A 17,937-nucleotide genomic window follows, 5' to 3' on the forward strand; every position below is an offset into this window, starting at 1 on the left:
GTAGCCGTCCGTGCCGTAACCCGCAACGACCGTCGCTCTGAAGTGATCGGACCGGCCACCGCGTGGTGGCCGGTCCGACGTCATTCACCTGATGGAGCAGGCGGGTCAGCCGCGGATGAACGCGCCCGGCGAACGCCAGTCGACACCGTCGATCAGCGGACCGCTGACCGCCGTCGCGGTGCCGGTGAAGTTGGTGCCGTCGAACGCCCGGCGCACCAGCCGCCCGTCGAGGCCGCCGCGCGACCAGTACACGTACCCGTCGGAGAGGAACAGCGCGCCCGACGGGGCGGACAGGTTCTCCAGGGCGGTGGACAGGCCGCTGCCGTTGGCCTGGAAGCGCTGCGCGCCGACGATGCCGCTGTCCGGGCTGAAGTACCGCCAGAACAGGGCGTTCTGGCCGTTGATGGTGTAGTACAGCCGGCCGTTGCTGTAGAACATGCTCCGCACGTTCGGCAGCTCGGTGTAGATGGCCGTCTTCACCGCCAGGTACGTCAGCGTGGTGGTCGGCTTGTCGTCGACCAGCTGGTTGTCCCAGCGCGGGTCCGAGTGCGGGTTGTGCAGCACGGCCGGGCCGAAGTTCACGCCGTCGAAGGTGCGCTTGTAGATGTTGCTGTCCGACATGCCGTAGTACAGCGTGTCGTCGACCAGGAACGCGCCGCGCAGGTTCTGCCAGGCGGTGCCGTCGGCCCCGCCGACGCCGGTGAGGGCGCCCGCCGTGGTGCCGTCGTACGACCGCTTCGCGACGCCGTTGCCGGTGCCGCCGCTGGTGCGCACGATCTCGATCGCGTCCACCGCCGGGTTCAGCGCCCCGTGCAGGAACTCGATGTTGATCGTCCCGTCACTGGTGACCGGGAACTTCAGCGTGTGCCCGACCTTGTAGCCGACGGCGGCCATCGTGTCGTAGTCGTCGGCGACCGTGACACCGTCGATCTTGATGTCGAACACCCGGTCGCCGACCAGGTGGTAGGCCCAGTCCCGCGCCACGAAGGAGAGGCGGACCTCCACCTGCGTGCCGGCGGCCACCGGGAAGTTCCACATCATCTCCGGCGCGGCCGACGGGTCGTACCGCCGGTCGTCGAACGCGGCGAGCGGCGTGCTCGCCGGCACCGACGGGTCCAGCGTGATCGTGTTCGACACGATGGTGTTCGTGAGGCCGCCGGTGTTGTGGTACGCGCTCGGCGCCGCGGTGGTGTCCGCCGCCCAGGCCATCTCACCGTCGGTCGCGGCCAGCTCCGGGCCGCCCGCGTTCACGCGGTACAGCACGTCGTCGGCCGGGATGTTCACGGTGTTGTTCGGCAGGAACACCTCGGTCGGCAGCGCGCCCACCACACCCGCCGGCGGCACCTGGCCACCCGCGAGCGGGAAGTACGCGATCCGGCCCCGGAAGTAGTCGAAGTTGCCGATGTGCTCGGTGTCCGAGCCGACGTAGAGGCCGTCCGCGGTGGCGTACAGCGCCGCGGCGCCGATGCCGCGCGGGTGGCGGCCCGGGTTCCACGCCATGGGGACGCCGTTCATCGGCTCCAGCGCGGCGATGCCCGGTCGGGGCACCGAACCCTGGCGGGCCCGGTCGCTGCCCTCGGGGTTGTTCATCCAGCGCTGGTGGCCGCCGACGTACACCGCCGTGCCGGTGATCGCCACCGACAGCAGCGTGTCACCGCCGGTGTGGTTGACCCAGGTCGGCTGGAGGTTCGTGCCGGTGGCCCCGATCTCCCAGCGGCTCGCGGCGTCGCACAGCGAGCTCGCGCCCTGCGGGCCGCCGGTGGTCACCACCACGAAGTAGCTGCCGTCCGGGGAGATGTCGAGATCGCGCACCCACTTGTCGAACGCGTTGCGTGCGCAGGCGTCGTCGAACCGGTTGGTGTGCCAGTTCGCGATGGCCGCCGTCGCGCCCGTCAGGTCCAGCATCACGACCTGGTCGTAGTCGCCGCCGTTGGCCTGCTTGAAGTTGCCCAGCACGACGGCCTTGGCGCCGTCCGGCGTGACGTCGATCTCGGTGGGGCCGACCGCGGAGTTCGCCCCGGTGCCGTTGTAGTTGTGGTGCCCGGTCAGCGCGATCGTCACGAACGGGTCGATCGCGCCGGTCAGCGCGTCCAGCGAGGCCAGCCCGTTGCGGGTGTCCGGGCCCACCGTGGTGAAGAAGCCGCCGACCAGCAACCGGGTGCCGACCTGCTTCACCGTGGTGACCGCGCCGTTCATCGCGGGCGCCTTGAACGAGCTCAGCAGCGTGCCGTCGGCCGTGTTCAGCACGACCAGCTTGCTCCAGCCGCCGGGCACGTTGTTGACGCCGGTGAACCGGCCGCCGACCAGCACCGTGTTGGCCACCGGGCCGGGCTGCAGCGTCATCACCTCGTCGTTGATGACCGGCGCGAACGCCGTGTCCACCAGACCGGTGGCGGCGTCGAAGGCGAACAGGTTCGGCCGGGCGTGCACCGTGCCCGTGCCGCGGTCGGTGACCGCGGTGAACGTGCCGCCGACGAAGACCTTGTTACCGACCTTGACGATGGCGTTGACCGTGCCGTCGTTGATGTTCGGGGTGGCCGTCGACGGGACCGCGGACACCGTACGGTCGTGCGACGGCTGCACCGCCGTAGCCGGCCCTACCACCAAAATCACGGCGGCGAGGACGGCCAGTCCCGCAACCGTGGTGCGACCAAGTCTTCGCAAGTTGACTCCCACCCAACCCAAGGAAGTGGGCACGGGTGATCACCGGTGCCCTGACGCGATGAGCCGCAGCTGAACGCTAAACCTGAAGCTTCAGTGAGGTTGGTTGCGCGGGCAAGGGTCCTGCCGCCAATGTGTCTGATCGGACAGTCGATTCACACCCGCGGCGAGCGGGTGCCATATTTTCGCGGCCGTGGATCGTACGGCCGCCGCGACCTGCGACGGATCATCTCTTCCTGGTGTCGGCAGTGCGACAACCAGAGCGCCGGGAGGCGACAGAACTCCGATCAGGGCGTGGTATGCACGCAACACCCAGTCTAATTCGGACCGCCGCGCGGCGCCACCCCCGACCCTCGATCCGCCACGAGGAAGCACCGCCGCCTTCGGCCGCGGCCCGGCCACACCTGCCGGATGCTCAGGCCGTGCCGGCGACTAGCGAGGCAGGCTCCGCTGCTCAGCCGGCGTGGATGAGCGCGACGGCGATGGCCGCCAGTCCCTCGCCGCGGCCGGTGAGGCCGAGGCCGTCGGTGGTGGTGCCGGCGACCGTCACCGGCGCGCCCGCCGCCGTGGAGAGGACCTGCTGCGCCTCGTCCCGCCGCTTGCCGATCTTCGGGCTGACCCCGATGACCTGGATGGAGATGTTGCCGATCGCGAAGCCGGCCGCGCGTACCCGGCGGGCGGCCTCCGCCAGCAGCACCACGCCCGCGGCGCCCGACCACTCGGGCCGGTCGGTGCCGAAGTTGGCGCCCAGGTCGCCGAGCCCCGCGGCGCTGAACAGCGCATCGCAGGCGGCGTGGGCGGCGACGTCGGCGTCGGAGTGGCCGGCCAGGCCCGGGGAGTCGGGCCAGTGCAGCCCCGCCACCCAGCAGGGCCGGTCCGGGTCGAACGCGTGCACGTCCGTGCCGATGCCCACTCTCACCGCTGCGCCTCCGCCTCGTCGATCAGGAAGTCGTGCCCACGACACGCCGCCGAACCCTGCCACAAGTTCATGATCGACGGGTCAGGAGGGGTGGGATGCGGCCAGGAGGGCCTGGGCGATGAGGAGGTCCACGGGGCGGGTGATCTTGAGGGCCAGGTCGCTGCCGGGGATGGTGTGGACCTTGTGGCCGAGACGCTCGACCATGCCGGCGTCGTCGGTGTGCTCGTCGACGGCCTGGGCGTGGGCGAGGACGAGGGTCTCGCGGCGGAAGCCCTGGGGGGTCTGGATGACGCGCAGCGGGGTGCGATCGACGGTCTCCAGGACGCACTCGGCCGCGTCGACCCGCTTGACGGTGTCGACGACCGGGAGGGCGGGGACGACCGCCGCCAGGCCCGAGCGGACCGCGGCGGCCACCGACTCGACCAGGTCCGGCGGGGTGAGCGCGCGGGCGGCGTCGTGTACGAGCACGATGTCGACCGTCGCCGGGACCGCGGCCAGCGCCGCCGCCACCGACTGCTGGCGGGTGGCGCCGCCGGGCACCACCGTCGCGCCGGGGACCAGCTCGCGCACCGCGGCCACCTCGGCGGGCGGGGCGGCGATGACGATCATGGCGACGGAGGGCGCCTGCGCGATGCGGCGACAGGCGTGCACGAGCAGCGGCTCGCCGGCGAGCTCGCGCAGCGCCTTGGGCGTGCCGCCGCCCAGGCGCAGGCCCATCCCGGCCGCGGGAACGAGAACCGCGACGTCCCTGCGCCCGGAAGGCGCTGGAACGTCGCGGCTATCGATATCAGAGAACACTGCAGGTGTGCGGGTCACGCCTCGGCGAGCACCTTGTCCAGGAGGACCTCGGCTCCGTCCTTGGTGCTCTTCTCGGCGAGCGCGACCTCACCGACGAGGATGTCCCGAGCCTTGGCGAGCATCCGCTTCTCCCCCGCCGACAGACCACGCTCCCGCTCCCGGCGCCAGAGGTCACGCACGACCTCCGCCACCTTGAGCGGGTTACCCGAGGCGAGCTTCTCGAGATTCGCCTTGTACCGCCGCGACCAGTTGGTCGGCTCCTCGGTGTGCGGGGCGCGGAGGACGTCGAAAACCTTGGACAGGCCCTCTTCGCCAACCACCTCACGCACGCCGACGATCTCGGCGTTCTCGGCGGGCACCCGCACCGTCAGGTCGCCTTGAGCAACCCGAAGGACGAGGTATAGCTTCTCCTCGCCCTTGATGGTGCGGGTCTCGATAGCCTCGATGAGTGCGGCCCCGTGGTGGGGGTAGACAACGGTCTCGCCGACACTGAAATCCATAGGTACGAAACCCCTTTCGCTGTGTCTAGGGTAACACGGGCGTGCCGCGCAGTCCCAGCCCGTCTTGCACAGTTAGCGCAGCTCACCCCCGTTGTGAGCCGTATTTCTTATGCTTGACACAGCCAGCAGGCCATTCGTCCGCTACTCTGAGTGACCGTTTCTCCACTCATTGGCGTCTGTGGTGCCGGTTGTCCGCATCGCGAACAGCCCTCAATCTCCTACGATGCGCCACTAGCGTGAGTCTGTACGACGCGGGACAGTAGAGAGACGCGGTGCAGAGCGCGCGAGGAGCCGGCGATGGGCACGCTGGGGAACGGCCTTCCGGACCTCCCGCCCGAGTGGGGAGAGGTCGTCATTCCCGATGACCCCGCTGAGCTGGCCGAAGAGGCGGAGCGGGTCCGGGACGAGCTACGGCACGAAGCCAAGGCGGCCCGCCGCGCGGCGCGGCGGGCGAAGTGGCGGCGGCGGCTGCGGCTGCCCGAGCGCATCGACGACCCCGACCAGCCCTCACTGGTGCTGCCCCTGGTGGTGCTCGGCGTCGCCGTCGTGATCACGCTGCTCAGCCTGCTGCTCATCGCCTGGCCCAGCCTGACCCGGCCCACCCCGGAGACCCCCCAGCCCGGCCCACCGGTCCGGCCCGCGGTCTCCGCCCCGGCCGCCTCCCCCGGCACCGGCTCGGCACCAAGCAGCCCGGCCACCGGGCAGACCGTCCCCGGCTCCCCGGCCGGATCGCTACCCGTGAGCAACCCGCCGACCCCTCGTTGACCGGCAGCACCCTTCGGTGACCGCCCCCGAAGGCGGTGACGCCCACCCGCACGCTGCCGACAGCGGTGCCCGCGACTGAAGATCGCTGCTTCTCTTGATGTGCACTGAGACCACAGGTTTCGACCGGATACAGAGATCATGACCGCGGCCGTCCTCTGACAGACCGGACATTCGTCGTGAAGCGGGCACGAAGCGCCGCTTGGCGGGTGAGGGCGGAGCGCATAGCGGGCACAACGGCGGGCCTGGCCGCGCCGGCGGGCGCGGAGCCCGAGTCGCGGCGACACTTACCGGATGTCACCGCTGCAGTTGCTGCGCGCCTGCCACCCGCTGCCCGCTCTCGCCGTGACCGCGTTCGGCGCGCTGCTGGCCGCGGGCATGGGCCACTCACCCGCGAGCACGGCGGCGGTCGCGGTGACCGTCGGGCTCAGCCAGCTGTCGGTCGGCTGGGCCAACGACGCGCTCGACGCCGCGCGGGACGCGGCCGTGGGCCGCACCGACAAGCCGCTGGCCGGGGACCCGGCCGGGCGCCGTACCGTCGCCGTCGCCGCCGCCGTGGCCACGGTCGGCACCGTCGCGGCCTGCCTGGCCTGGGGGTGGCCGGCCGGGGCGTGGTTCCTGGCCGCGCTGGTCTCCGCGCACCTCTACAACCACCCGCTGAAGGCGACGCCGGTCTCGGTCGTGCCCTACCTGGTGTCGTTCGCCTGCCTGGTGGAGTTCGTCAGCACGGCCCGGCCCGGGGCACCTGCCGCGCCGGGCTGGCTGGTCGCCGCCGCGGCGCTGCTGGCGGGCGCGGCGCACCTGCTCAACGCGGTCCCCGACCTGGCCGACGACGCGGCGACCGGCATCCACGGCCTGCCCCAGCGGCTCGGGGCGCGGCGCAGCCTGGTGGTCGCCTCCGTGCTGCTGCTCGCGGCGACGATCACCCTGCTGGCCGGTGCCCGGCCGCCGCTGTGGGCCGGGCTGGCGGCCCTGGGCACGGCCGCGGTCCTGATCGCCGTCGGCTGGTACGCCGCACCGCGCACGGCCTTCCGCGCCCTGCTGGCGGTGGCCGCGGTGGACCTGGTGCTGCTGGTGCTCAGCGGGGCGCTGTGAACAGCGGCGGGTCGGCTGCAGGGCCTCGATCGCCGGACACTACGCTGAGCCCGTGACGCGCTCGATCACCATGCTCTTCGCCGGCGGTGCTGCCGCCGCTGTCCTGGCCCTGTCCGGTTGCGGCGCCGGCATGATCTCCCAGACCGCCGACCAGGTCGCAGCCGTGCCCGGCTACAGCGCGACCGTGCCGGTCCCGGGCGGTGGCAACATCGCCCTGCGCGACGCCATGATCGCCTACCCGGGCGTCAAGGGCTTCCCGGCCGGTGCCGACGCGCCGCTGCAGCTGCGCATCTTCAACGACACCGAGCAGCCCGTGACGCTGGAGAGCGTGACCTCCAACGACGCCCAGAGCGTCCGGCTGGCCACGCCGAGCGACCTGAAGGCGTCGCCGACCCCGGCCGCCGCGTCGCCGACCGCCGCGTCCTCGCCGACCGGCTCGCCGACCGCGTCGCCGAAGGGCAGCCCCTCCCCGGCGGCCAGCCCTAGCCCGAGCCCGGCGGCACCTGCGGCCAAGCCGGTCATCCAGCCCGGCGGCTTCCTGGAGCTCACCCCGCAGTCCGGCCAGCTGGCCCTGCTCAGCGGGCTGAAGAAGCCGGTGGGCAACGGCGAGGGCGTGCATCTGAAGCTGACCTTCTCCAACGGCGTGGTCATCGAGACGCTGCCCGGCACGGTCGTGCCGGTGGCGCCGCCGCTGAGCGTCGCCCCGCGCGTGCCCGTGCCCCCGTCGGCCCGCCCGGGCACCGAGGGCGAAGGCCACTGACCTGCGACATCCGGCCGCCCGGCACGCCACCGTTCACACGGCGCGCCGGGCGGCTTTTCACGTCGCACCGGCGCGGTAGGTTGCGCACGTGACTGTGCGCGCCACCTCGAAGACGGCCAAGCCCGCCCGCCCGGCGTACGAATGCGACGCGTGCGGGCACCAGCCTCCCAAGTGGGTCGGCCGCTGCCCCGAGTGCGGCGAGTGGGGCTCGGTCATCGAGTCCTCCACCGGCCCCGCGCTCGGCGCGATGCGCACCGTGGCCCCGCGGGCGCCCGGCGAGCCCGCCCGGCCCATCGCCTCGATCTCCGCGCAGCCGGCCCGCGCCGTCGCCACCGGCGTCGGCGAGCTGGACCGCGTGCTCGGCGGCGGCCTGGTGCCCGGCTCCGTGGTGCTGCTGGCCGGCGAGCCGGGTGTGGGCAAGTCCACTCTGCTGCTCGACGTCGCCCAGCAGTGGGCCGCGGGCGCGGGCAGCAACGCCCTGATCGTGAGCGGCGAGGAGTCGGTCAGCCAGGTGCGGCTGCGGGCCGAGCGCATGAACACCCTGCACGAGCGGCTCTACCTGGCCGCCGAGACCGATCTGGCGGCCGTGCTCGGCCACCTCGACGCGGTGAAGCCGGGCCTGCTGGTGCTCGACTCGGTGCAGACGATCGCCGCGCCGGGCAACGACGGCGTGCCCGGCGGCGTCACCCAGGTGCGGGCGGTCACCGCCGCGCTGGTCGCCGTGGCCAAGGAGCGCAACATCGCGACCGTGCTGGTGGGCCACGTCACCAAGGACGGCAACGTGGCCGGCCCCCGGGTGCTGGAGCACCTGGTCGACGTGGTGCTGCACTTCGAGGGCGACAAGCACTCCTCGCTGCGCCTGGTCCGGGGCCTGAAGAACCGCTTCGGCGCCGCCGACGAGGTCGGCTGCTTCGAGATGCACGAGGGTGGCATCGCCTCCCTGCCCGACCCCTCCGGGCTGTTCCTCACCCGGTACGCCGAGCCCGTCCCCGGCACCTGCGTCACCGTCGCGATGGAGGGCCGCCGCGCGCTCGTCACCGAGGTGCAGGCCCTGATTGGCGCGACCGTGGCCGGCTCGCCGCGGCGGACCGTGTCCGGCCTCGACTCGGCCCGCCTGGCCATGGTGCTGGCGGTGCTGCAGCGGCGCACCGAGCGGATGGCGCTGCACGACAAGGAGGTGTTCGCGGCGACCGTGGGCGGCATCCGGGTCGTCGAGCCCGCCGCCGACCTCGCCGTGGCACTCGCCGTCGCCTCGGCCGGGCTCAACCTGTCCATGTCGCCCCGGCTCGCCGCGATCGGTGAGGTGGGTCTCACCGGCGAGGTGCGGCGGGTCGGCGCGGTGCCCCGGCGCCTCGCGGAGGCCGCCCGGCTCGGGTTCAAATACGCATTGGTGCCGCCCGGTTGCGGACCGTCGTCGACGGGGACGCCGGCCGGCGGCATGCGGGTGGAAGAGGTGTCCGATCTGCGTACGGCACTGCACTGGGCTGCACGCTTGTCCGCTGAGTGACGCCGCCGCCACGGGCCGCCGGGCACCCGCCACCCGTCCCCGTAGACTGTGCCCGTGCCGATCGATCGCGACACCACCTGGAACACCGCCGTAGTCGGCGGTGATCCGTTGCGCGCCACCCTGGCACGGGTGGCCCCGGGCACGCCGCTGCGTGACAGCCTCGAGCGCATCCTGCGCGGCCGGACCGGGGCCCTCATCGTCCTTGGGTACGACAAGCTCATCGAGACCCTCTGCACGGGTGGCTTCCCCCTCGACGTCGAGTTCTCCGCCACGCGCCTGCGTGAGCTGTGCAAGATGGACGGCGCCGTCGTGCTCTCCGCCGACGGCACGCGCATCCTGCGCGCCGCCGTACACCTGATGCCGGACGCCTCCATCCCCACCGAGGAGTCGGGCACCCGGCACCGCACGGCCGAGCGCGTGTCCAAGCAGAGCGGCTACCCGGTGATCTCGGTGAGCCAGTCGATGCACATCATCGGGGTGTACGTCGCCGGCCAGCGGCACACCCTGGACGACTCCGGGCAGATACTGTCCCGGGCCAACCAGGCCCTCGCCACGCTGGAGCGGTACAAGCTGCGCCTGGACGAGGTCAGCGGCACGCTCTCCGCGCTGGAGATCGAGGACCTGGTCACCGTCCGGGACGCGCTCGCCGTCGTGCAGCGCCTCGAGATGGTGCGCCGCATCTCCGACGAGATCGCCGGGTACGTCGTCGAGCTGGGCACCGACGGCCGGCTGCTGTCCCTGCAGCTCGACGAGATGATGGCCGGCGTGGACGCCGACCGGACCCTGGTCATCCGCGACTACCTGCCGCCGGGCCGCAAGACCCGCACGGCCGACGAGGCCCTGGTCGAGCTCGACCTGCTGTCGGCGAGCGAGCTGATCGACCTCGTCTCGGTCGCCAAGGCCATGGGCTACCCGGCGACGACCGAGGCGCTGGACGCCGCCGTCAGCCCGCGCGGGTTCCGCCTGCTGGCCCGGGTGCCGCGCCTGCCCGGCGCGATAGTGGACCGGCTGGTGGACCACTTCGGCAGCCTGCAGCGCCTGCTCGGCGCGACGGTCGAGGACCTGCAGGCCGTGGACGGCGTCGGCGACGCCCGCGCCCGCGGCGTCCGCGAGGGCCTGTCCCGCCTCGCCGAGACCTCGATCCTCGAGCGGTACGTCTGACCCCGCTCCCCAAGATCGCCCGACTTGCCAGGCAGATGTGCGTATCAGCGGTCAGGATCCGCCCATGTGCCAGGCAAGTCGGAAGATCTTGGGCGGGGCGGGCTAGGTCAGCTTCAGCGTCACCGACGGGCTGATCGCGGTGCCCACGCGGGCGTAGAGGCGGTACTCCCCCGCCGGGGGGACGGGGCCGTCCGGCACCCGCTTGATCGTCTTCTCGCAGGCGGAGCTGGACTTGCCGTTCCAGACCACAGTGTACGAGCGCTCGTGGTTGGGCGGGAACTGGCGCACCTCGTGGCCCCGCGGCCCACCGCAGTCGTCGGAGGACCAGATCTTCTCGGTGCTCTTCAGGACGCGCAGCTCCTGCATGTCGGCGCCGACGTCACGGGTGCAGGTGCGTTTCGAGGTGTTCTTCACCAGCAGCGTGATGTAGAGGTCGGCACCGCGCTTGAGCGTCGTCTGGGCCGGCTTCGCGGTCACCTTGATCTCGCTGTCGGTGCACAGGGCGGGATCGGTCTCGGCGCCCTCACCGGCCGCGGACGGGCTCGCGCTCACCTCGGAGGCGGGCGCGATCACCTCGCCGGGCGTGGGTGACGGCTCCGGCTGCACGCTCGGCTCGGCCTCCGCCGAGGCGGTGGGCTGCGCCGGGGAGTTCACCGCGGACGGGTTCTGCGCACCGCCGCTGCCGGTGCGCACCGCCAGGGTCACCATGAGAACGACAACCAGCAGCGCGCCGAGCACCATGGCACGGCGACGCCAGTAGACGGCTGCGGGCAGTGGACCCACTATCAGTCTCATGATGTGCTCACGCTATCGCCCACGATCACGACACGCATCACGCGACACGCTAAGTGCGTGTCACAGATAGACTTTTCGCTGATAGATCGCGTGTGCGCCGCTGACCTTGTCCAAAAACAGCAGTCCGTTACAGTGGTCGATCTCGTGCTGGAGCGCGCGCGCCTCGAAGGCGTCCGTCGTGATCGTCACCTTGCGCCCGCTGCCCGGCAGCTCGCCGCTGACCACGATGCGGCTCGCCCGCTTCACGTCGCCGGTGAGGTCGGGCACGGACATGCAGCCCTCGCGCCCCGGCCGCCACCGGCTGGCCTCCACGATCACGGCATTGGCCAGCACGAACGTGCCGTGCACGGTGACTGCCTTCGGGTGCTCCACGACGTTCACCGCGAACAGCTGCACGCTCACCCCTACCTGCGGCGCGGCCAGGCCCACGCAGCCGGGCGAGACCCGCATCGTGGCGATCAGGTCTGCCGCGAGCGCCACCACCTCGGGGGCCGTGGGGTCGACCGCCTCACCGACCCGGCTCAGCACGTGATCGGGCGCCGTGACGACCGGCAGCACCCGGCCCTCGCCGAACGAGGAGAGGTCCCAGCCCTCGATGGCCACCTCGGTCTGCTCGCTCACGCCTCCCCCTCGCCCCGCTCGCCGACGACTGCCCGCGGGCTCATAACACGTCCGCCCCGGCCGGGCGCAGGTTGACCTCGACACCGAGCTCCCCGGCGACGTCGGCCAGGCGCTTGGTCAGCTCAGCGGGCACGCCCTCGGGCAGGTCCACCTCGGCGACCAGCAGGTAGAGCGGGCCGACCAGGCGGGTGGACAGATCGGTGATGTTGCCGCCCATCTCGGCGACCACCCGGGTGACCGCCGCGACGATGCCGAGCCGGTCGGCGCCGTGCACGCTCAGCAGGTACGGCAGGCCGGCGTTGTGCGGGGACTCGTCCGGGCCGACGTCGCGCACGGTCACCAGCAGCTGGCCGTCGGCCGACAGCGGGCGCAGCGCGGCCTCGACCTCGGCGGCGCCGGCCGTGGCGGAGCAGATCAGCGTCATCGCGAAGTGGCCGCGCAACCGGGTCATGGTCGAGTCGGTCAGGTTGGCACCCAGCCTGGCCAGCGCCTCGGCGACGTCGGCGACGATCCCGGTGCGGTCCGGTCCGATCACGGTGACGGCCAGTTCGGCCCCACGCGACGAGTTGGTCATGCGGGCATTGTGCACCAGTAGGGTGGGGCCCATGTCCGAACTCGCCTCGCTGACCACTGCGTGGTACGACGCCAACGCGCGGGATCTGCCGTGGCGCGCGCCCGACGTGGGCGCCTGGCCGGTGCTCATCAGCGAGTTCATGCTGCAGCAGACACCGGTCGTGCGGGTGCTGCCGGTGTGGCGGGAGTGGGTGGCGCGCTGGCCGTCGCCCGCCGACCTGGCGGCGGAGGACTCCGGCGAGGCGATCCGGGCCTGGGGACGCCTGGGCTACCCCCGGCGCGCGATGCGCCTGCACGCCTGCGCGGTCGCGCTGGTGGACCGGCACGGCGGGCAGGTGCCCCGGCGGCTGGACCAGATGCTCGCGCTGCCCGGCGTCGGCGACTACACGGCGCGGGCGGTGCTGGCGTTCGCGTACGGGCAGCGGCATCCGGTGGTGGACACCAACGTGCGGCGGGTCGCCGCGCGGGCGGTCACCGGCGCGCCCGACGCCGGAGCGGCCACCACCCCCGCCGACCTGACGCTGGTGGAGTCGCTGCTGCCGGCCACCGACCAGGAGGCCGCGCGCGCCAGCGCCGCATTCATGGAGCTGGGCGCGGTGCTGTGCACGGCACGCGCGCCGCGATGCACAGCCTGCCCGGTGCGGACGCACTGCGCGTGGCACCGCTCCGGCGGGGTGCTGCCGGCGGGCCCGTCCCGCAAGCCGCAGCGCTACGCGGGCACCGACCGCCAGGTGCGCGGCCTGCTGCTGGCCGTGCTGCGGCACGCGCCCGGCCCGGTCGCCAAGCCCGCTTTGGACGTGGTGTGGGCCGACGCGGCCCAGCGCGAGCGGGCGCTGGCCAGCCTGCTCGCCGACGGCCTGGTCGTGCCGCGCGGCGAGCGGTTCGGCCTGCCGGGCCGCAGCCCCGCCGACCTCTGAACGCCGCTCACGCTCAGCAAACGCGGCCCGTCCGGCCCGGCCTCGCCGATATCCGACTGCCGCTCGGGTTTCGCAGCGGATTGCGAACCGGGTTCGGATGGGTAGAGTCCGGGCGTGGCATCCACCCCCGCTCGCCGCGCCCTCACCGTGCTCCTGTTCACCGCCATGCTCGCGCCCGCCGCGTGCAAGAGCGCCGGCCCGGACCCGATCTTCGCGGAGCCCGGCCCGAGCCCTTCGCCCAGCGTGACGGCTTCGCCGAGCCCGTCGCCGAGTCCGTCCGCGCCGCCGTCGCCCTCTCCGACGGTCAAGCCCGTGACGGTCAAGAACCTGCAGTGGTACCTGTCCCAGGTGCCCACCTTCCTGCCGGCGCCGCCGCCGCAGCGGGTGCACCTGCCGGAGAGCAGCTCGGCGGTGTTCTGGTTCGGGGTGCCCACCGACCATCCGGTCGCCTTCATCACCATCGACGACGGGGCGCTGTCCCGCAGACCCGAGGTCGTCGAGTTCATCCGGCAGGCGAAGATCCCGGTGACGCTGTTCCTCAACTCGCCCGCGGCCACCCAGCACACGGCGTACTTCAAGGCGATCCAGGACGCGGGCGGCATGATCGAGAACCACACGATCAGCCACACGTCGCTGAAGGGGAAGTCCTACGACTTCCAGAAGAAGGAGATCTGCGGCTCCGCGGACAAGCTGGAGCAGCTGTTCGGCCGCCGGCCCACGCTGTTCCGCCCGCCGTTCGGCAACCGGGACGCGACCACGCTGAAGGCGGCACGCGACTGCGGCGCGGTGGCCGTCTTCTACTGGACGCAGACGGTCGACAAGGGCAGGGTGCGCTACCAGACCGCCGACAAGGTGGTGAAGCGCGGCGACGTGCTGCTCATGCACTTCCGCCCGGCGCTGATGGACGACCTGCTCGCCGCCCTGAAAGCCATCCACCGCTCCGGCCTCACCCCGGCCCTCCTGGAGGACTACGTCGGCTGACGTCGCGGGGACGATCGCCGCTTCCGGTCAGGATCTGCAGCCTCACCGCACATTCTGACCAGAACCCGCGATCTCCCCCCGGCCCGCGGCCCCCGCGAAGGGTCTCCGGGTACACGAAAGGGGCACCGCGGCTGCGGTGCCCCTTTCGTACTGCCGTGTTACGCGGCGGCGGCGTCGCTGCCGACCGGCTCGGCCGGCGCTTCCGGCGTCTCGGCGGGGACGACCCGCTGGGACGGCGTGAAGGTCAGCTTGGCCGTCTCGACCTGCTCCGGGTCGCCCTCGCAGTCGACCAGCACGTGCTGGCCCGGCTTGAGCTCCTGGAACAGGATCCGCTCGCTGAGCGTGTCCTCCAGCTCGCGCTGGATGGTCCGGCGCAGCGGCCGGGCGCCCAGGACCGGGTCGAAGCCCTTCTTCGCCAGGTACTTCTTGGCGCTGTCGGTCAGCTCCAGGCCCATGTCCTTGTTGCGCAGCTGGTTCTCGATCCGCTTGATCATGATGTCCACGATCGAGAGGATCTCCACCTCGGTGAGCTGGTGGAAGACGATGGTGTCGTCGATACGGTTCAGGAACTCCGGGCGGAAGTGCTGCTTCAGCTCGTCGTTGACCTTCACCTTCATCCGCTCGTAGTTGGACTCGGCGTCCTCCGACTTCTGGAAGCCCAGCGACACGGCCTTGGCCACGTCACGGGTGCCCAGGTTGGTGGTCAGGATGATCACCGTGTTCTTGAAGTCCACGATGCGGCCCTGGCCGTCGGTCAGGCGACCGTCCTCCAGGATCTGCAGCAGGGTGTTGAACACGTCCGGGTGGGCCTTCTCGATCTCGTCGAAGAGGACCACCGAGAACGGCCGGCGGCGCACCTTCTCGGTCAGCTGGCCGCCCTCGTCGTAACCGACGTATCCGGGCGGGGCGCCGACGAGGCGGGACACCGTGTACCGGTCGTGGAACTCGGACATGTCCAGCTGGATCAGCGCGTCCTCGCTGCCGAACAGGAACTCCGCGAGCGCCTTGGACAGCTCGGTCTTACCGATGCCGGACGGGCCGGCGAAGATGAACGAGCCGGACGGGCGCTTCGGGTCCTTGAGGCCGGCCCGCGTACGCCGGATCGCCTTGGAGACCGCCTTGACCGCGTCGATCTGGCCGACGACCCGCTTGTGCAGCTCGTCCTCCATGCGCAGCAGCCGCGAGGTCTCCTCCTCGGTCAGCTTGTACACCGGGATGCCGGTCCAGTTCGCCAGCACCTCGGCGATCTGCTCGTCGTCCACCTCGCTGACGACGTCCAGGTCGCCCGCCTTCCACTGCTTCTCCCGCTCGCCCTTCTGGCCCAGGAGCTGCTTCTCCTTGTCGCGCAGCTGCGCGGCCCGCTCGAAGTCCTGCGCGTCGATCGCAGACTCCTTGTCGCGGCGCACCTGGGCGATCTTCTCGTCGAAGTCGCGCAGGTCCGGCGGCGCGGTCATGCGGCGGATACGCATCCGGGCGCCGGCCTCGTCGATCAGGTCGATCGCCTTGTCCGGCAGGAAGCGGTCGGAGATGTACCGGTCGGCCAGGTTCGCCGCCGCGACCAGGGCCGCGTCGGTGATGGTGACCCGGTGGTGCGCCTCGTAGCGGTCACGCAGGCCCTTGAGCATCTCGATGGTGTGCGCCACCGAGGGCTCGCCGACCTGGATCGGCTGGAAGCGCCGCTCCAGCGCCGCGTCCTTCTCCAGGTGCTTGCGGTACTCGTCGAGCGTGGTCGCGCCGATGGTCTGCAGCTCGCCGCGGGCCAGCATCGGCTTGAGGATGCTGGCGGCGTCGATCGCGCCCTCGGCGGCGCCCGCGCCGACCAGGGTGTGGATCTCGTCGATGAACAGGATGATGTCGCCGCGCGTGCGGATCTCCTTGAGCACCTTCTTCAGGCGCTCCTCGAAGTCACCGCGGTAGCGCGAGCCGGCCACCAGCGCGCCCAGGTCGAGGGTGTAGAGCTGCTTGTCCTTGAGCGTCTCCGGCACCTCGCCCTTGACGATCTTCTGCGCCAGGCCCTCGACGACCGTGGTCTTGCCGACGCCGGGCTCGCCGATCAGCACCGGGTTGTTCTTGGTGCGGCGGGACAGCACCTGCATGACCCGCTCGATCTCCTTCTCCCGGCCGATCACGGGGTCGAGCTTGCCCTCCCGCGCCGACTGGGTCAGGTTGCGACCGAACTGGTCCAGCACGAGGCTGGTGGAGGGAGCGGCCTCGCCGGTGGCGGTGCCGGCCGCGGCCGGCTCCTTGCCGCCCTGGTAGCCCGAGAGGAGCTGGATCACCTGCTGGCGCACCCGGTTGAGGTCGGCGCCGAGCTTCACCAGCACCTGGGCCGCGACGCCCTCACCCTCGCGGATCAGACCGAGCAGGATGTGCTCGGTGCCGATGTAGTTGTGGCCGAGCTGCAGCGCCTCGCGCAGCGACAGCTCAAGCACCTTCTTGGCCCGCGGCGTGAACGGGATGTGCCCGCTCGGCGCCTGCTGGCCCTGGCCGATGATCTCCTCTACCTGCTGGCGCACGCCCTCCAGCGAGATGCCGAGACTTTCCAGCGCCTTCGCCGCGACGCCCTCACCCTCGTGGATGAGGCCGAGCAGGATGTGCTCCGTGCCGATGTAGTTGTGGTTGAGCATCCTGGCCTCTTCTTGGGCCAGGACGACCACCCGACGCGCCCGGTCGGTGAACCGCTCGAACATTCCCGCTCCTCACCTACGCCTCAGTCCTCGAACTCCCGGGGGGAGATCCGCGGCGGCGAAGCTGTTTCACTCACTCTAACGCCAGACCCCGACCATGTCGGCCCACCGGAAACGCTCGTCCGGTCACCGTTGTGTAACCGTCAGGTCGCTTACCGTCGGCGTGAGAGCGGAGTAAACGGTGCAAAACTCCTGCAATCCGCCGTTGAGACTGGCATCAGAGCCAACCTTGCCTCGGCGGCGGCTGTTCCGCATCCAGGACCGCTACGCGCACAGCGAAAATCGGAGTCCATATTCTGATCAGGCGCGCGCGCTGAGCGCCCAGAACACGAAAAAGCGGCACGACGCGAAGGAAAATGCACAACCTTCGCGGCGTACCGCTTCTCTGGTCAAATCACGCGAAGTTCGCCAACCCGGCCGGTAGGCGATCAGCGCAGTCCCGCGGCGTAGTAGGCCTCGATGACCTTGGCCGGCACCCGGCCCCGGTCGTTGACCTCCTTGCCCTGGGCCTTGGCCCACTCGCGCACCCGCTGGTTGAACGCACGCTGCTCGGCCGCGGTCGGGGCCTTCGCCTTGGGGGCGGCCACCGGCCCGCGCCGGCCGCTCTCCTTGCGCGCGGCAGCCAGGAACGGCGCCAGCGCCAACGCCAACTTGTCGTGGTTCGCCGGGCCCAGGTCGATCTCGTAACTGGCGCCTTCGAACCCGAACTTCACGCTACGGACGTCGCCTTCGGAACCATCGAGGTCGTCCGCCAGAACCACTATCTCGCGCCTGGCCATACGGTCTTCCTTTCTCGCCGCCCTGGAGCCTCCCCGCCAGTCAAGGGCGCCATGAATTGCATAAGGGGGTGACGCTCGTCAGGATAGAACACTTTTCGACGGCGGATCAATTCTGACGGAGTTCTTTATCGCGAGATTCCGGGACCGCGGCCGGGTAAACGGCCGACCCGCCCGATCGGCTATCGCCTGACAAGGGAAAATGGAATGGCCTAGGCCATTCAACGACTGGGGACGGGACTGTGGATACCGGTTCCACACCCCTGGGACCCGAGCGCGCGCGGCGCCGCGGAGCACGCGCCCACCTCCTCGCCGACCGCCGCACATAACCTTGATTCGCGCTCCGCTACCGTATGATGACGGTCCGCCGCCGAACCATCGCGAATGCCCGGCGGGGACCTTCGCCGGCCGCCGCCGCGACGGC

At 71.4% G+C, this 17,937-nt stretch carries 16 protein-coding genes; 7 read left to right on the forward strand and 9 right to left on the reverse strand.

Going from position 1 to position 17,937, the window contains the following annotated elements:
* Window positions 1-105: 105 nt before the first annotated feature.
* From AB0J67_RS06480 to AB0J67_RS06495, 4 genes are all read right to left on the reverse strand, one after another.
* Complete coding sequence (locus AB0J67_RS06480; RefSeq protein WP_363476931.1) at window positions 106-2,559, reverse strand: malectin domain-containing carbohydrate-binding protein; 2,454 nt, start codon at window positions 2,557-2,559, stop codon at window positions 106-108.
* Between the two features lie 556 nt (window positions 2,560-3,115).
* Window positions 3,116-3,574 (reverse strand): 2-C-methyl-D-erythritol 2,4-cyclodiphosphate synthase, encoded by a 459-nt coding sequence (gene ispF, locus AB0J67_RS06485; protein ID WP_363477101.1) that lies wholly within the window; start codon window positions 3,572-3,574, stop codon window positions 3,116-3,118.
* An 87-nt stretch (window positions 3,575-3,661) separates the two neighbouring features.
* Window positions 3,662-4,366, reverse strand: coding sequence for a 2-C-methyl-D-erythritol 4-phosphate cytidylyltransferase (gene ispD, locus AB0J67_RS06490; protein ID WP_363477104.1), 705 nt, complete (start codon window positions 4,364-4,366; stop codon window positions 3,662-3,664).
* Between the two features lie 26 nt (window positions 4,367-4,392).
* On the reverse strand, window positions 4,393-4,878 hold the full coding sequence (locus AB0J67_RS06495) for a CarD family transcriptional regulator (protein WP_120317389.1): 486 nt from the start codon (window positions 4,876-4,878) through the stop codon (window positions 4,393-4,395).
* Window positions 4,879-5,175: 297 nt separating this feature from the next.
* Here AB0J67_RS06495 and AB0J67_RS06500 point away from each other — a divergent pair, with 297 nt between their 5' ends.
* From AB0J67_RS06500 to disA, 5 genes are all read left to right on the forward strand, one after another.
* A complete protein-coding gene (locus AB0J67_RS06500; protein ID WP_363476934.1) occupies window positions 5,176-5,643 on the forward strand; it encodes a hypothetical protein in 468 nt (155 codons plus the stop codon).
* A gap of 291 nt (window positions 5,644-5,934) precedes the next feature.
* Window positions 5,935-6,735: a UbiA family prenyltransferase gene (locus AB0J67_RS06505; RefSeq protein ID WP_363476936.1), complete on the forward strand. Its 801-nt coding sequence runs from the start codon at window positions 5,935-5,937 to the stop codon at window positions 6,733-6,735.
* A 52-nt stretch (window positions 6,736-6,787) separates the two neighbouring features.
* Window positions 6,788-7,495 carry a hypothetical protein gene (locus AB0J67_RS06510; RefSeq protein WP_363476938.1) on the forward strand — a complete coding sequence of 236 codons (708 nt, stop codon included), beginning with the start codon at window positions 6,788-6,790 and terminating at the stop codon, window positions 7,493-7,495.
* 88 nt (window positions 7,496-7,583) lie between these two features.
* Window positions 7,584-9,002: a DNA repair protein RadA gene (radA, locus tag AB0J67_RS06515; protein WP_363476941.1), complete on the forward strand. Its 1,419-nt coding sequence runs from the start codon at window positions 7,584-7,586 to the stop codon at window positions 9,000-9,002.
* A 48-nt stretch (window positions 9,003-9,050) separates the two neighbouring features.
* Window positions 9,051-10,163, forward strand: coding sequence for a DNA integrity scanning diadenylate cyclase DisA (gene disA, locus AB0J67_RS06520; protein ID WP_363476944.1), 1,113 nt, complete (start codon window positions 9,051-9,053; stop codon window positions 10,161-10,163).
* Window positions 10,164-10,265: 102 nt separating this feature from the next.
* Here disA and AB0J67_RS06525 read toward each other — a convergent pair whose 3' ends face one another.
* The 3 genes from AB0J67_RS06525 to AB0J67_RS06535 are packed head-to-tail and all read right to left on the reverse strand — an operon-like array spanning window position 10,266 to window position 12,153.
* The gene (locus AB0J67_RS06525) at window positions 10,266-10,958 is read right to left on the reverse strand and encodes a hypothetical protein (RefSeq protein ID WP_363476947.1); all 693 of its coding nucleotides are present in this window, start codon (window positions 10,956-10,958) and stop codon (window positions 10,266-10,268) included.
* Between the two features lie 60 nt (window positions 10,959-11,018).
* Window positions 11,019-11,561: a peptide deformylase gene (locus AB0J67_RS06530; protein ID WP_363476949.1), complete on the reverse strand. Its 543-nt coding sequence runs from the start codon at window positions 11,559-11,561 to the stop codon at window positions 11,019-11,021.
* 58 nt (window positions 11,562-11,619) lie between these two features.
* The gene (locus AB0J67_RS06535; protein WP_363476952.1) at window positions 11,620-12,153 is read right to left on the reverse strand and encodes an ACT domain-containing protein; all 534 of its coding nucleotides are present in this window, start codon (window positions 12,151-12,153) and stop codon (window positions 11,620-11,622) included.
* A gap of 31 nt (window positions 12,154-12,184) precedes the next feature.
* On the opposite strand from AB0J67_RS06535, the gene AB0J67_RS06540 reads away from it, so the two are divergent.
* Together AB0J67_RS06540 and AB0J67_RS06545 are read left to right on the forward strand one after the other, a co-directional pair.
* Window positions 12,185-13,069 (forward strand): A/G-specific adenine glycosylase, encoded by an 885-nt coding sequence (locus tag AB0J67_RS06540; RefSeq protein WP_363476955.1) that lies wholly within the window; start codon window positions 12,185-12,187, stop codon window positions 13,067-13,069.
* Between the two features lie 114 nt (window positions 13,070-13,183).
* Entirely contained in the window at window positions 13,184-14,050 is an 867-nt protein-coding gene (locus AB0J67_RS06545; RefSeq protein ID WP_363476958.1) for a polysaccharide deacetylase family protein, read from the forward strand.
* Window positions 14,051-14,208: 158 nt separating this feature from the next.
* On the opposite strand, the gene AB0J67_RS06550 is transcribed toward AB0J67_RS06545, so the two are convergent.
* Both AB0J67_RS06550 and AB0J67_RS06555 read right to left on the reverse strand, forming a co-directional pair.
* Window positions 14,209-16,740 carry an ATP-dependent Clp protease ATP-binding subunit gene (locus AB0J67_RS06550; protein ID WP_363476961.1) on the reverse strand — a complete coding sequence of 844 codons (2,532 nt, stop codon included), beginning with the start codon at window positions 16,738-16,740 and terminating at the stop codon, window positions 14,209-14,211.
* 425 nt (window positions 16,741-17,165) lie between these two features.
* Window positions 17,166-17,516, reverse strand: a complete 351-nt coding sequence (locus AB0J67_RS06555; protein WP_363476964.1) for an Lsr2 family protein — start codon at window positions 17,514-17,516, stop codon at window positions 17,166-17,168.
* Window positions 17,517-17,937 lie beyond the last annotated feature (421 nt).

Source organism: Catellatospora sp. NPDC049609 (assembly GCF_040675365.1).
Classification (GTDB): Bacteria; Actinomycetota; Actinomycetes; order Mycobacteriales; family Micromonosporaceae; genus Catellatospora.